This is a genomic window from Capnocytophaga cynodegmi (genome assembly GCF_002302475.1).
Lineage (GTDB): Bacteria > Bacteroidota > Bacteroidia > Flavobacteriales > Flavobacteriaceae > Capnocytophaga > Capnocytophaga cynodegmi.
Window position 1 is genome coordinate 816048 of the sequence record NZ_CP022378.1, and the last position, 14649, is coordinate 830696.

Sequence of the window (14649 nt, forward strand, 5' to 3'; positions counted from 1 at the left end):
CTATGAAAAAAATTATTTACATATTTTTGTGTGTCACAACCTTACTCACTTCTTGTGAGGAAGTGATTGACCTGTCTTTAGATACGCAAGAAAAACAATTGGTAGTTGATGCCCACATCGATTGGAAAAAAGGAAATGAAAAAGCCTTTCCTATTGTACATTTAAGTTACACAACGAATTATTACGACCAATCTCCATCAGAAAAAGTTAGTGGAGCAGTCGTAAAAGTATCAACAAGCGACGGAGAAATATATCCTTTAAAAGAAATATTCCCAGAAGATTACAAAGATTTATATACAAAAGATAAAGACTTGGCGGGAATTGCTTTTTTCCCTTCTAAAGGGGGAAGTATCTATGCAAACACTGACGGAATTATACCATCAGTAGGGAAAGAGTACATTCTTACCATTGAGTATAAAGGTAAAACCTACATAGCAAAGGAAAAAATGCGAGAAGTTCCTGTCATAAATCCTGACAACGTAACACAAAAAGCTGATGGAGGGCTATTCAAAGATAAAATAGAGGTAAAATTTCCTTTTGATGGTATTCCAAACGAAGAAAATAACTATTTTATAAAATTAAAAGATCATAACAAAGATGTCTTTATCAGCCTGAATGACGAACTTCTTTCCGATCGCAAATTCTTCTTTACAACAAGCCTTATGGAATTGATTTTAAAGAAAGGATATCGAGTAAGAGCGACTCTTTTCCGCGTTTCTCCTCAATATCAACAATTTGTTAATATTCTCATAAGCAACACAACCAACAGCAGACGAGAGGGCGGATTTACCATTCCTTCACGTGTGTATGGTAATGTTGTGAACACAGAAAACCCCAAAGAAAACCCTTTAGGAGCTTTTCGCGTTTCGCAATACTCTGAAATATCCTACGAGGTAAAATAACCTTATGAAAATAGCTGTCGTCATACTTAATTGGAACGGAAAACACTTATTAGAGAAGTTTTTACCTTCGGTTGTAGCATATTCGCAAGAAGCAGACATTTATGTAATCGACAATGCCTCTTCTGACGACTCTATTTCCTACTTAACATCCCATTTTCCAGATGTTCAACTTATCAGAAATCCTTTAAATGGTGGATATGTTCAAGGTTACAACTGGGGACTAGCAAAAATTTCTGCAGATGTGTATTGTTTACTCAACTCAGATATTGAAGTTACTGAAAATTGGCTACTTCCAGTCATAAATGTTTTCAAAAATTCTGAAATCGGGGCAGTTCAACCTAAAATTTTGGATTATAAGAACAAAAAAATGTTCGAATATGCAGGTGCAGCTGGTGGTTTTATTGACAAATATGGCTTTCCTTTCTGTCGAGGACGTATTTTTGAAACGATAGAAGAAGACTATGGACAATACAACTCCCAAACAGATATTTTTTGGGCTTCGGGAGCCTGTCTTTTTATACGTTCGGAAGTTTTCAATCAACTAAAAGGTTTTGATGAAGACTTTTTTGCACATCAAGAAGAAATAGACCTTTGTTGGAGAATTCACCACCTCAACAAGCGAGTTGTTTTCTGCCCTGAAAGCATTGTGTATCACGTTGGCGGCGCTACTCTTCCAGTAGATAGCCCTAAGAAAACTTTTCTGAATTTCAGAAATGGTTTATTTATGCTTCTGAAAAATCTTCCGCAAGAAAACCTATATAAAACACTATTTATCAGACTAATTTTTGATGGAATTGCTGGAATACGTTTCCTTCTACAGGGAAAAATTTGGTTTACTTGGGCGATATTCAAAGCTCATATGAATTTCTACCACAATTTTTTAAAATTCAAAAACAAAAGACCAGAACAAACTTTCCCTTCATATTACAACACAAAATCAATTGTTTGGCTATATTTTGTTAAAAATAAGAAGTTTTTTAGTGATTTCCATTGATTTTTTTAGTAACTTTGCGGTCTAACTATTAAACATTTAGAGATGAGAAAAATTTTTATTGCTGTTTCGTTAGTGAGTATTTTAGCAACTTCGTGTGTTTCTAAAAAGAAATATGCAGAGTTGGCTGACAAGCACAAACAAACAGAAGATTTATTAAACTCAGCAACAATGAAGTTAAATATCTGTTTGAAAGATTATGAAGGATTACAACATCAAGTTGCAAGTTTGAAAAATCAGAATGACTTACTAAAAGAAAATAACCAACAGCTTATCAACAATATGGGTAATCTTACCACTTTGACCCAAAAAGGAGCTGAAAATCTTGAAAAATCATTGGAAAGTCTTCGAGAAAAAGACCTTACAATCAAAAACTTACGAGATGCTGTAACTCGCCGCGACTCTGTAAACTTAGCTTTGGTTCAAAGCCTCAAGGGAGCTATCGGAAACTTGGACGATCAAGACATCGAAATAAAGGTAGAAAAAGGTGTTGTTTTTGTAAATATCTCTGACAAGTTGCTATTCAGCAGTGGAAGTTATGCCGTAACAAATCGAGCAAAAGAGGTTTTGGGTAAGGTAGCAATGGTTGTTAAAAATAAACCTGATTTCGAGTTTATGGTAGAAGGACACACCGACAATGTTCCTTTCAAAGCAAATAGCTCAATTAAAGACAATTGGGATTTGAGTGTTCTTAGAGCTACCGCAGTTGTTCGTATCTTACAAAATGATTTTGGCGTTAGCCCATCACGTATGACGGCTGCAGGAAGAAGTGAATATGTTCCAGTAACTACTAACGAAACCAGAGAAGGAAAAGCTCAAAATAGAAGAACTCGTATTGTAGTACTTCCAAAACTTGACCAATTCTATAATATGATAGAGCAAGGAATGAAAGATCCTGCAATTAATAACTAATTTTGTAAACAATCTATTTAAAAAAGTAGTTGAGAGAAAATCTTGACTACTTTTTTTTATTTTTCCTACTTTTTCATTTGGACTTCTATTCAATATTCAAAATAAAAACGTTTTCTCTTGCAAATGAGTGTTTTTTTTTATAAAATTGCACTGTTTAATTAGCATTCAGCATTTGTTGAATCCTTAGAAAAGATAAAAACTTTGAACGAAATTACTTTAGAACTTACAGAAATAAATCCACAGCTCTTTTTCGGTGAAAGAGAAGCTAATATAAAGCAAATTAAGGCTCATTTCCCAAAACTAAAAATTGTAGCACGAGGAAATAGCATTCGTGCCTTCGGAGAAGAAGAGCAGTTGAAAGATTTTGAAAAGAAAATTGAACAACTAATCAACTTTTATTCAAAATACAACCGATTGGATGTGCAATCAATTGATGGCATACTGAATTCCAACGGAAAAACTACTGAAACTGATTCAAAAAACGATAAAGACATCATTGTTCACGGGGTAAACGGGAAAGTCATTCGTCCACAAACAAAAAACCAAGTTAAATTGGTTGAGTTGATGAAGAAAAATGATATGATTTTTGCTGTAGGACCAGCGGGAACAGGAAAAACCTATGTGGGTGTTGCCTTAGCCGTTAAAGCTTTGAAAGAAAAACAAGTAAAACGTATCATTTTAACTCGTCCTGCAGTGGAAGCTGGAGAGAATTTGGGGTTTCTGCCAGGAGACTTAAAAGAAAAACTGGACCCCTATATGCAACCCCTCTACGACGCTCTTCGAGATATGATTCCGTATGAAAAACTTGCTGGATTTATCGAAACAGGGGTCATTGAAATTGCTCCTTTGGCTTTTATGCGAGGGCGTACACTTGATAATGCTTTTGTAATTCTGGACGAAGCACAAAACACTACACACGCACAAATGAAAATGTTCCTAACTAGAATGGGACGAAATGCTAAGTTTATGATAACTGGCGACCCAGGACAGATAGACCTCCCTCGTAGAGTTTCTTCAGGATTAAAAGAAGCTTTGCTCATCTTACGAAATGTAAAAGGAATTGGAATTTTACACTTGGACGATAAAGACGTGGTACGTCACCCATTAGTAAAAAACATTATCGAAGCTTACAAAAGCATCGAAAATATGGAAGCATAATAAAAAACTCACATAACAAAGTTATAAAAATATAAAAAAGTATGAATACAACATTAGTGATTTTAGCCGCAGGTTTGGGTAGCCGTTTCGGTTCGGACAAGCAATTACAAGAAATTTACAACGGAAATGCTTTATTTGACTACGGAATTTTTGATGCTCTTGAGGCAGGTTTCTCGGATGTAGTTATGATTATCAGAACAGAAATTGACCAACTAACTAAAACACATTTAGAAAACCGTTTTAAAGGAGTGCCAGTTTCTTTCGTGTACCAAGATTTACAAAACCCAAAAGGAATTGAACGTCAAAAACCTTGGGGAACTGGACACGCAATGCTTTGCGTAAAAGATGTGGTAAAAAATCCTTTCCTTATCATTAATGCCGATGACTACTATGGAAAAGATGCATTCCACTTTATGGCAAAAGCCTTAAAATCAGGAAAAAATAAAACTTTCTTCTCCGCTGGTTATCTGTTAAGAAACACGCTAAGTGAAAATGGAACGGTATCGCGAGGAATTTGCAAAGTGGACAGCAACAATCATTTACAATCAATTGTAGAGGCTACAAAACTTATAAAAGTAAATGATACTACCGTTGTAGACCAAGAAACAGGAATTAACTATGATATCAATGATTTTGTTTCTATGAATTTCTGGGGATTCACTCCTGAAATTTTCCCAATGACAGAAAAACTTTTTGCCGATTTTGTTGAAGCAAACAGAGACAAACCAAAAGCGGAATTTTTCATTCCTTTGATTGTTCAACACGCTATCGAAAAAGAAGGTTACGTTTTGGAAGTTCTTCCTAATAACGATGCTTGGTTCGGAATGACTTATCGTGAAGATTTGGAAAAAGTTAAGAATGAAATTCAAAATCTGACAAAAAACGGAAAATATCCAGAAAATTTTTAAATAATTAACCACTAAGATGAGAAAGTTGAAAATTAAAAAATCTTCTTTCTCATCTTATTAAATTTTAAAAAACAATGAAAACCACAGCCGAAAAAATAGCTCCTTTGTTCGATTTAAAAGGAGAAATAATTTCCGTAGAACCTTTCGGAAATGGGCATATTAACTACACTTTTTTAGTAAAAACCACTGAAGATGAATACGTTCTTCAAGGTATTAACATTAATGTTTTTAAAAAACCTCACGCCATTATAAAAAATATAGAGCTACTTTGGGAAACGGTTTCAGATAATAATATTATTTTGAATATGTTACCCGTAAAAACAGGAGGTTATTCTATAGAAACAGAAAATGCTGTTTGGAGGACTGTTCCTTTTGCAAAAAATTACGTTGCTTATGAATTTGTAGAGGAAGCTTGGCAAGCGGAAAAAGCAGCTTCGGCTTATGCTACTTTCATCAAAACTTTTGAAAAAATAGATACTGATAAACTTCAAGATACCATTCCTGATTTCCATAATGGACCAAAGCGTTTTCAGCAATTGGAAGAAGCCTATGCACAAGCAAAACCTGAGCGGATTAAAAAGGCACAACACCTCTACGATTTTGCTAAATCACACAAGGTTATTTTTGATGAAGTAAAAAAAGCTGTTGATGAAAAACGCATTCCTATTCGTGTAACACACAACGACACTAAAATCAACAACGTTCTGATTAACAAAGATAATCCTAATGACTTCAAAGTAATTGACTTAGATACAGTAATGCAAGGAATCTTGTTATATGACTTTGGAGATATGGTTCGAACTTCTGTTAGTCCAACTAATGAAAATGAGTTAGATGAGTCCAAAATTGTATTCAACACTTCATTCTTTGAGGCTATCTGTAAAGGTTTCTCTGTGATGAAAAATGTAATGACGGAAACTGAAAAAAATATGATTTTAGACGGAGCTAAGTATATGATTTTCATCATTGGAGTTCGCTTCCTGACAGATTATTTTAACAATGATATTTACTTCAAAACGCACTTTGAAGATGAAAATTTCATTCGTGCAAGAAATCAATTTGTGTTGTTGCAACGTTTGGAAGAGAAAGAAGCTGAACTAAGAGAAATTACAGCAAAATGCTTTAAATAGAACATAAAATTAACCTATTAATTTTAAAAATCTGTCTGAAAAGGTTTATATTTGCCCCCTTTTCAGACAGATTTATTATTAAATTATGATGAGAATATATTTTTCTATACTATTGTTCTTCCTTCCCTTTTACATTTTCTGTCAAACAAACGTTTCAGGAAAAGTAATTGATGAAGACGGAAATCCAATCCCTTATGCCAATGTAATTTTCCCAAAAACCACGATAGGTACATCAACAGATGAAGAAGGAAAATTTTCGTTGTACTCCGAAAAAAAGCATCGTGAAATAGAAGTTTCATTCATTGGATATGCCACTAACAGAGTATCTTTAAATAAGGCTGATGTACATAATTTGGTTGTGGTACTAGCTGAAGGAGAAATACTTGAGGAAGTTACCATTATAGGAAAACCTAAAAAAGCCTTGTCCAAAAAAGAAAATCCTGCATATCCTATTTTGAAAGGTATTTGGAAAAACAAATCAAAACGAGGTTTGCGAAATTCTACAGCCTACGAATACAAAAAACATTACTCTACAGAACTGGGATTGAACAACTTGGATAGTATTTTCTTACAAACAACTTTAGGAGAAGAATACGATACCATACGAAAAATCCTTTCCGAAAAGAAATACAAAGAGCATTTTTCGCTTCCTATGTATCTAAAAGAAACCATTGAAAAAGTTTATGAAAATAACATTTCTGGTAAAAAACGTGTTGATATCCAAGCTGAGCGTTCACAAGGAATCGTTCAGGAAGGATTTGGCTTAGAACGAATTAGCCGTGCTTTTGATGAATTTGAAATTTATGATAATTCATATATCATTCTGAATAAACCTTTTGTTGGTCCACTTTCCGAGTTTGGTTATGGAACGTATCATTACGTACTAAGTGATTCTATTTCAGAAAATAACCGAATGTTCTACAAAATTCATTTCTTTCCAAAATCAGACCAAGATTTGGCTTTAGAAGGATTTTTTACAGTAGATAGTAAAACATTTATTATCAAATCAATAGAAATGAAAACAACTCCAAAAACCAATATTAATATGGTAAGGAGTTTGTTCTTTGAAAAACATTTTGCCATCGAAAATGATTCTATCTATTATCCTATAAAAGAAATACAAGAAGGTGATTTCACGTTAGTTACAAAAAGAGAAGACGAAAAAGGGCTATACGTTCACAATGAAATTTATTTTTCCGATGTTGTGATAAATAAACCAAAACCTTCTTCATTCTATGATGAGCAAACTGTGAGAGTCTCTAAAAATCAGTTTGCCAAAGATAATTCGTATTGGAATGATAATGCTACCGCTTCCAGCCATTTAAGCAAAACGAAAACATTGATACAGGAAGTTGGAAACAATCGACGTATTAAACTAATTGCAGACCTTATGGATATCATTGGTTCAGGCTATATTCCTGCAGGAAAGTATCTGAAATTTGGGAATCTTGGACAAATCTATTCACGAAACGATATAGAAGGAGGAAGATTAAGAGCAGGATTTAAAACTTATGTTTCAACAGAAGATAGATTTCGGTCATATTTCTATGGAGCTTACGGATTGCGTGACCACAAATTCAAATACGGAATTAGTGCTAAGTATCTATTAACACATTATCCACGTGTTACATTTGGAGCTTCCTTCCAGAATGACAATTTGCAATTGGGTAGCTTTGTAATGCACGATGACACTCGATTAGATTTCAGCAAAACGACCAATTTCATCATTGCTCGAGGTGAAAATTACTATCTGACTCACAACAAGAAATGGCAAAGTTTGGTTTCCGTTGGGATTCATAAAAATTTCGAAGTTTCATTTTTCGGCACACATCAAAGAACCAAATCTGCCGATGAAAATCATTTTTCGATAGCTTACAAAAACCCTGAAAATCAAGAGATACTAAATAATTATACTGATTTCAATACAGGGATAGTCCTTTCATATACTCCTAAAAGAAACGTATATGGTTACGGGGTAGAACAACGCTTTGGCAAAAAGTTATTTTCAACCTACCAAATTAAATACACCAAAGGAGTAAAAGATGTTTTTAATAGCCAGTTCAACTATGATAAATTACAGCTTTTAATACAAAAACCGATTCCACTTTTTGGTTATGGCTTACTTTTGACTTCGGTTGAAGCAGGAAAAATATTTGGTACTGTGCCTTTAACTGTGTTAAGCCCTACTCCAGCAAATCAATCTTTTTCAACGGCTCCTAACACATTTATTTTATTGGATTATTATGATTTTATAACGGACACTTACGTAAATGGTTATTTTGAACATCATTTTGAGGGGCTTATTTTCAATAGAATACCTTGGATTAGAGATACAAGATTGAGAAGTTTAATCTTCGCTCGTTTTGCCTATGGAACTATTTCTGACAAGAATAAAGATGCCACCATTTCAAATGTGGTTTTCAATGCTCCAAACAAATTGTACTGGGAATATGGTTTTGGAATTGAGAATATTGGTCTGGGAAATTTCCGTTTCATACGTCTCGACTTTGTTTGGCGAAGTGATTTTAATGACGTGAATGGCGTGAGAAATCCGAAATTTGGAATTAGATTGGGAATTGCTCCTGTATTCTAAAATGAAAAAGATTCAAAAACTAAGTTATGTTTTTGAATCTTTTTCGCTTTTAATCAATTTCTGCAAATGTATTTCCCTGTCTTATATCTCCTGTTGTATAACCTTTCATAAACCATTTTTTACGTTGTTCAGAAGTTCCGTGCGTGAACGAATCTGGCACTACGTGTCCTTGCATACGTTTTTGGATAGCATCATCTCCCACTGCGTGAGCTGCACTCATAGCTTCCTCTATATCACCTTCTTCCAAATATTTTTTATTATGATGAGCCCAAACTCCTGCGTAAAAATCAGCCTGTAATTCAAAAGCAACTGACAATTTATTAGCTTCTTTTTTGCTTTTTCCTTGTTGTGCTTGTCTTAACTTCTGTGAAGTACCTAAAAGTGTTTGTATATGATGACCAACCTCGTGAGCCATTACATAAGCTATAGCAAAATCCCCTCCTTTAGCTCCAAATCTTATTCTAAGTTCCTCAAAAAAAGCCATATCCATATAAAGTTTATGGTCTGCAGGACAATAAAATGGACCCACAGAAGCCGTTGCTCTTCCACAGCCCGACTCCACCACATCTGTAAATAACACTAATGTTGGCTTTTTATAAGTTCCTAAGCCATTCTCTGCAAAAATTTTTTCCCATACATCTTCTGTATCCGCCAAAACAGTTGCAGCAAATTCACCTATTTGTTTTTGCTCTTCTGTAAGTTCTATAGCTCGTGAAGTTTGCTCCACCTGTTGCCCTCTATTAAATTGCTCAAGTACTGGAGCAATATTCTGACCTGTTTCTCCACCGAAGAGTTGTAAAAGCACAATAATAATTCCCAATACTCCTCCACCAGCAGCTATTTTCTTACCTGCTCCCATTCCTCTTCTGTCCTCTACGTTTTTGCTCTGTCTTCTACCTTGCCATTTCATAATATTACGTTTTTTTATTCAATAGATAACTCATACAAATCAGCATAAATCTCTGATATACTTTTGGCAAATTTAGTACAACTATGCTAATATTCAAACCCCAAAAAGTAAATTTTAAACAAATACTTTTTAGTCTTATTTTTTTACACTATTTTTACCATCTGAATACCACATTGAATTTCAAACATAATGGACTTAGTTGAACTTTCCGTAGAAAGAATTGCCTACAGCCAATCTCAAAATGAGGCTTTCGTATTAATTTTACACGAGTTAAAATCTGATTTAAAATTACCAATTGTTATTGGTGCTTTTGAAGCTCAGGCTATTGCCCTCGAAATGGATAAGAATATGATTCCTCCAAGACCTTTAACTCACGACCTTTTCAAAATTTTTGCACAAACTTTCAAAGTAAAAGTGAACAAAATCATTATTCACAAATTAACTGAAGGAATCTTCCATTCCAATATGATTTGTGAACAAAACGGAATTGAACACTCCATTGATGCTCGTACAAGTGATGCCATTGCAATCGCTCTGCGTTTCAAAGCTCCTATTTACACGTACAAAAGTATTCTGCAAAAAGCTGGTGTTCAAATTCCTAATCAAAATTATACTATAGAGACAACCATAAGTCCTACACTGGATTATCCTGAAAAACAGGAATCTCCTAAAGAAAAAAATCGCTTTGAACATCATTCACTTCAAGATTTAAAACGAATGCTCAATGATTGTGTGGAAAATGAAGATTATGAATTAGCAGCTCAAATCCGAGACGAAATAACAAAAAGAGAAAAATCACTATAAATTAATCCTACAAATCAAAGATGAATACAGTATTAAAAATTCTTGGTATATTTTTTTTCTTTCCCGCATTTATTTTTGCTCAAGATGTGCAACAAGAGTTGGAAACTTCGACCGAAGTAACCGCAAAACTTATACAAAGTCAAGGTTTTACATTTGAAAATCTGTACAGAGGCGTTTTAGGAATGGTTGTTCTTTTACTGATTGCTTACATTTTTAGTAGTAACAGAAAGAAAATCAACTGGAAAACTGTTGGCATTGGGCTCGGAATACAAATCTTACTGGCTTTTGGCGTGCTGAAAGTGAGCTTTATACAAAATATATTTGAAAAAGTAGGAGGAATTTTCGTTTTGATTTTAGATTTTACTAAAGCTGGAAGCGAATTTTTATTAGGAGGACTGATGGATAGCAACACGTATGGTTTTATTTTTGTCTTCCAGATTTTACCTACAATTATTTTCTTTTCTGCTTTAACCTCTCTACTTTTCTATTTAGGTGTTATTCAAATCATTGTACGGGGATTGGCTTGGTTTTTATCCAAGTTTTTGGGAATTTCGGGAGCAGAAAGCCTTTCCGTAGCAGGAAATATATTTTTAGGGCAAACCGAAGCTCCACTGATGATTAAAGCCTATCTTGCAAAAATGACTCGTTCCGAAATTTTACTTGTTATGATTGGTGGAATGGCTACTGTGGCAGGTGGTGTTTTAGCAGCTTATATTGGTTTTTTAGGCGGAAATGACCCAGCCTTACGATTGATGTTTGCCAAACACTTATTGGCAGCCTCTGTAATGGCAGCACCTGGAGCCATTGTAGTTTCAAAGATATTATATCCACAAACTGAAACTTTTTCAAATGACTCAAAAGTATCTGTTGAAAATGTAGGTTCTAACGTATTAGACGCAATAGCCAACGGAACCACTGAAGGACTGAAATTAGCAGCCAATGTGGGAGCGATGCTACTGGTTTTTGTAGCTTTTATTGCAATGATTAATTATTTCTTTTCTTGGGTAGGAGATTTCACTTCCTTGAATGGATTCATTGCAGAAAATACGCCTTACAAAAGCCTGTCATTGGAAATGATTTTAGGATTTGTTTTCTCTCCATTAATGTGGCTTATTGGTGTTCCCAAAGAAGATATGATGTTAATGGGGCAACTTTTAGGGGTAAAATTAGCTTCTTCTGAGTTTGTAGCATACACACAATTAGCCGATTTGAAAAATGTTGCAAGTGCCACACATTTGTTGTATGACAAATCGGTAATCATCGCAACATATATGCTTTGTGGATTTGCAAACTTTGCCTCTATCGGAATACAAATTGGAGGGATTGGCTCTTTAGCTCCCAGTCAGCGAAAAACTCTTTCTGAATTTGGACTGAAGGCCGTTTTGGGTGGTTCGTTAGCCTCACTTCTCTCCGCAACTATTGCAGGAATGATTATAGGATAATTTCCTTAAAACATAGAAAAAAGAGGATAAAGATTTTTTTCAATCTTTATCCTCTTTCATTTTAGTTAAAAAATCATACTCGGGCAATTCTTTCAGAAAAAGATATTTACCCTTCTCGTAATCCATCTGACAGAAATAATGATTTAGACCATTGGTTACCATTAAAATTTTAGATTTCAACATTAAATTATAACGTGCAATTTGGTCAAAAACCGCTTGCGAAATTTGTATCATAGGAGCCTTACACTCTACAGCCAAAAGAATATTGCCATTTCTTGAGAAAACTACTATATCATAACGTTTTACCAGACCATTAATGGTTATTTCTTTCTCTACATTTATCAGTGATTTTGGTACTTTTTTTTCCTCTATCAGAAAACGAATAACGTGCTGACGTACCCATTCTTCTGGCTGTAATGCTACAAATTTCTTTCTGATTTCATCAAAAATAAATAACTTATCATCTATTTTTTTGAATCGAAAAGAATATTCTTTGAAATTTAATCTTTGCATAAGGCAAAGTTAAATAATCTTCTTAATAAGAACAAACATACTTTATTTTCGGTGTATTTCGGCAGTCCACTCAGCTCCACTAATATCAATAAGTTTCAACGTTTTAACTTCTGATTTAGGTAATCCATCTAACGAAACTGACAAATCTGCTTTTGCTCCCAAAGGCAATATCAAACTATGTTTGCCTGGCTTCACTTTTGCTACATAATAGTTATTGATTTTTTCCTGAGGGAATTTTGATAAATAGTTCATATTCCAACTTTTAGAAACTTCTCCTTTTTCATTTAAAATTTGTATTTCAATTAAAAAAGAACCATACACATCGGCTCCTTCTACTCGAAATACTTCAAAAGTGAGTTCATCATCAGCTAACATCACATTTGAGATTTCCACCTTGGGTTTCACCGATTTATTATGTAATTTTCCAAATACTCCCCCGTGAAAATATTGGTTTGTAAATAACGTAATCGAAAAGATTAATAATGAAAATACCAATACCAAAGGTTTCAATTGTTTGATTGTCAAAATTCCTGAACCTAAGTAATTAAAACATTTTTTGGAGGTAAAAGCATATTTTTTACGCATCAGAAAATCATCGAGTGAATAAAATCCACCACCCGTCAGGAAAATGGTAAAACCTCCCGCTAAGCCCAAAACGCCGATTTGCCATTCGTCTAAACAAGTGGTTCCCAACCATCCTGAACCTAACAAAATTCCCATTGCTAAAGAAAAAACTCCAACGCTCATCAAGCGTGTGAATAGCCCTAACATAATGAACAAGCCCACAATCGCTTCCACTATGGTAAAGGCTATCATAGCAAACTCTAATTTATCGGGATTAGAGACTAAGTATTCAATTAAAGGTTTTATTCCCAATGCATTAGGTAAAAAATGATTAAACTTCTCACCTACATAACCTGCCACTTCCGGAGAAAGTTTATCTTCTAAAACTACGCGTCGCCAAAAGGCAGAAAAGTACGTCCAACCGATAACCAAACGTAAAGACAAAGCGAACAACCCTGCCCAAGAGGAGAATTGCTCCTGATATGTATTATTTTTCATTTAAACTCTTTTTAATATTAAAATTTTATTACAAAAATAGCTTACTTTCCAAATCAGAAAAGTAAAAATAATATAATAGCTGTAGGTTTCTTTCAATTTATTTCAATTAGACACCTACCATAAAAAATTAGCTTAAATGAATTCTTAAACACCTGAAAAGAATGTATTTAGGAGGAGCATTTGCAGAATTTTGATTAAAATACTCCTTTTTTATTTTTGTATCAAAAGCAAATATCTCAGTAGAACAAAGCAAATCATTCTCGTGATTATCAAAAACATTTAGAACACATTCCGTACGAAGTTTTTTATTCGCAAAGACGAGATTTTGACATTGAAATGAAGAGGTAGTCGTTCTATTTTTATGAAGCGGTTTAAAAAATGATATTTCAGCACTATCAAAAAGAATCCCTTTCACAGTACAGGGCGTAAGCGAAAACAAAATGAACATTCCCCAAAAAAGGAACTTAACTTTTTTGATATGTAACAACAACTCTTTCACGGATTTTGAAAACGCGTTATTGGGCAAATGTACATTTTTTTGAATAAAATTTCTGATTTTTTGTAACATTTTTTTCTTTCATACGTCTTCAAGGGTAGAAAACAATAATCAATATCATATGAAAACCACGTTATCCTTTTTATGTTTACTTTTTGCTACCGTTCTTTACTCTCAAGAAATCACCCTTTCGGGAGAAGTGAAAAATCAACAGCAAAAACCCGCTGAGTTTCTGAATGTCATCTTAAAGAAAGACGAAAAACCCGTACAAGGAACACTTACTGATGTTTCGGGCAAATTTTTGGTGAAAATCCCGAAAGGCGATTACACCCTCATTTTAGAACAATTCGGAACGGAACTTTTCAGCAAAAATGTATCACTTTCCAAAAATACTGATTTAGGAGTTATAAAAATTGATGAGTCTATTCAGATGGAAGCCGTAACTGTTGAAGGACGTAAAAAACTTGTAGAACAGAAAGTAGACAGAATTGTTTTCAACGTAGAAAATTCTGTTCAAGCAAGTGGTGGAGACGCACTTGACGTGCTAAAATCGACTCCAGGAGTGCAAGTTAACAATGAAGATATTTCTATTGTTGGCAAAAATGGTTTACGCGTAATGGTCAATGATAAAATAATGCAACTTTCGGGAGAAGGACTGACCAATTTTCTCAAATCTATAGCGTCCGACAATATCCAAAAGATTGAAGTTATCACCACACCGCCTTCCAAATACGACGCCGAAGGCAATGCAGGGCTAATCAACATCGTACTTAAAAAAGCCAAGGAAGACCATTGGAGCACTACACTTCGAACTTCCTATCAGTAGGG

General features: G+C 34.2%; 13 protein-coding genes. 10 read left to right on the forward strand and 3 right to left on the reverse strand.

All coding sequences use genetic code 11. The annotated features are described in order from the left end of the window. Positions 1-2 precede the first annotated feature (2 nt). The 7 genes from CGC48_RS03790 (at position 3) to CGC48_RS03820 (ending at position 8594) form a co-directional block, all read left to right on the forward strand. On the forward strand, positions 3-902 hold the full coding sequence (locus CGC48_RS03790; RefSeq protein WP_098028517.1) for a DUF4249 family protein: 900 nt from the start codon (positions 3-5) through the stop codon (positions 900-902). Between the two features lie 4 nt (positions 903-906). Beyond that, positions 907-1896: a glycosyltransferase family 2 protein gene (locus tag CGC48_RS03795; protein WP_098028518.1), complete on the forward strand. Its 990-nt coding sequence runs from the start codon at positions 907-909 to the stop codon at positions 1894-1896. 42 nt (positions 1897-1938) lie between these two features. Further along, a complete protein-coding gene (locus CGC48_RS03800) occupies positions 1939-2805 on the forward strand; it encodes an OmpA/MotB family protein (protein ID WP_018279565.1) in 867 nt (288 codons plus the stop codon). 201 nt (positions 2806-3006) lie between these two features. Further along, on the forward strand, positions 3007-3963 hold the full coding sequence (locus CGC48_RS03805; protein WP_098028519.1) for a PhoH family protein: 957 nt from the start codon (positions 3007-3009) through the stop codon (positions 3961-3963). A gap of 41 nt (positions 3964-4004) precedes the next feature. Then, positions 4005-4871, forward strand: coding sequence for a nucleotidyltransferase family protein (locus tag CGC48_RS03810; RefSeq protein ID WP_018279563.1), 867 nt, complete (start codon positions 4005-4007; stop codon positions 4869-4871). Positions 4872-4945: 74 nt separating this feature from the next. After that, entirely contained in the window at positions 4946-6001 is a 1056-nt protein-coding gene (locus CGC48_RS03815) for a phosphotransferase (RefSeq protein ID WP_041992377.1), read from the forward strand. Between the two features lie 85 nt (positions 6002-6086). Further along, on the forward strand, positions 6087-8594 hold the full coding sequence (locus CGC48_RS03820) for a DUF5686 and carboxypeptidase-like regulatory domain-containing protein (protein WP_098028520.1): 2508 nt from the start codon (positions 6087-6089) through the stop codon (positions 8592-8594). A gap of 49 nt (positions 8595-8643) precedes the next feature. Here the strand turns inward: CGC48_RS03820 and ypfJ are convergent, their stop codons facing one another. Then, positions 8644-9504: a KPN_02809 family neutral zinc metallopeptidase gene (gene ypfJ, locus CGC48_RS03825; RefSeq protein WP_098028521.1), complete on the reverse strand. Its 861-nt coding sequence runs from the start codon at positions 9502-9504 to the stop codon at positions 8644-8646. 189 nt (positions 9505-9693) lie between these two features. Between ypfJ and CGC48_RS03830 the strand changes: the two genes are divergently transcribed. Both CGC48_RS03830 and CGC48_RS03835 read left to right on the forward strand, forming a co-directional pair. Continuing rightward, on the forward strand, positions 9694-10308 hold the full coding sequence (locus CGC48_RS03830; RefSeq protein WP_098028522.1) for a bifunctional nuclease family protein: 615 nt from the start codon (positions 9694-9696) through the stop codon (positions 10306-10308). Between the two features lie 20 nt (positions 10309-10328). Beyond that, complete coding sequence (locus CGC48_RS03835) at positions 10329-11750, forward strand: NupC/NupG family nucleoside CNT transporter (RefSeq protein WP_198537152.1); 1422 nt, start codon at positions 10329-10331, stop codon at positions 11748-11750. 39 nt (positions 11751-11789) lie between these two features. Here the strand turns inward: CGC48_RS03835 and CGC48_RS03840 are convergent, their stop codons facing one another. Together CGC48_RS03840 and CGC48_RS03845 are read right to left on the reverse strand one after the other, a co-directional pair. Continuing rightward, a complete protein-coding gene (locus CGC48_RS03840; protein ID WP_098028523.1) occupies positions 11790-12263 on the reverse strand; it encodes a type I restriction enzyme HsdR N-terminal domain-containing protein in 474 nt (157 codons plus the stop codon). Between the two features lie 42 nt (positions 12264-12305). Next, positions 12306-13325, reverse strand: coding sequence for a TQO small subunit DoxD (locus tag CGC48_RS03845; protein ID WP_098028524.1), 1020 nt, complete (start codon positions 13323-13325; stop codon positions 12306-12308). 617 nt (positions 13326-13942) lie between these two features. Between CGC48_RS03845 and CGC48_RS03855 the strand changes: the two genes are divergently transcribed. After that, on the forward strand, positions 13943-14647 hold the full coding sequence (locus tag CGC48_RS03855; RefSeq protein ID WP_098028526.1) for a carboxypeptidase-like regulatory domain-containing protein: 705 nt from the start codon (positions 13943-13945) through the stop codon (positions 14645-14647). The last annotated feature ends 2 nt before the right edge of the window (positions 14648-14649 follow it).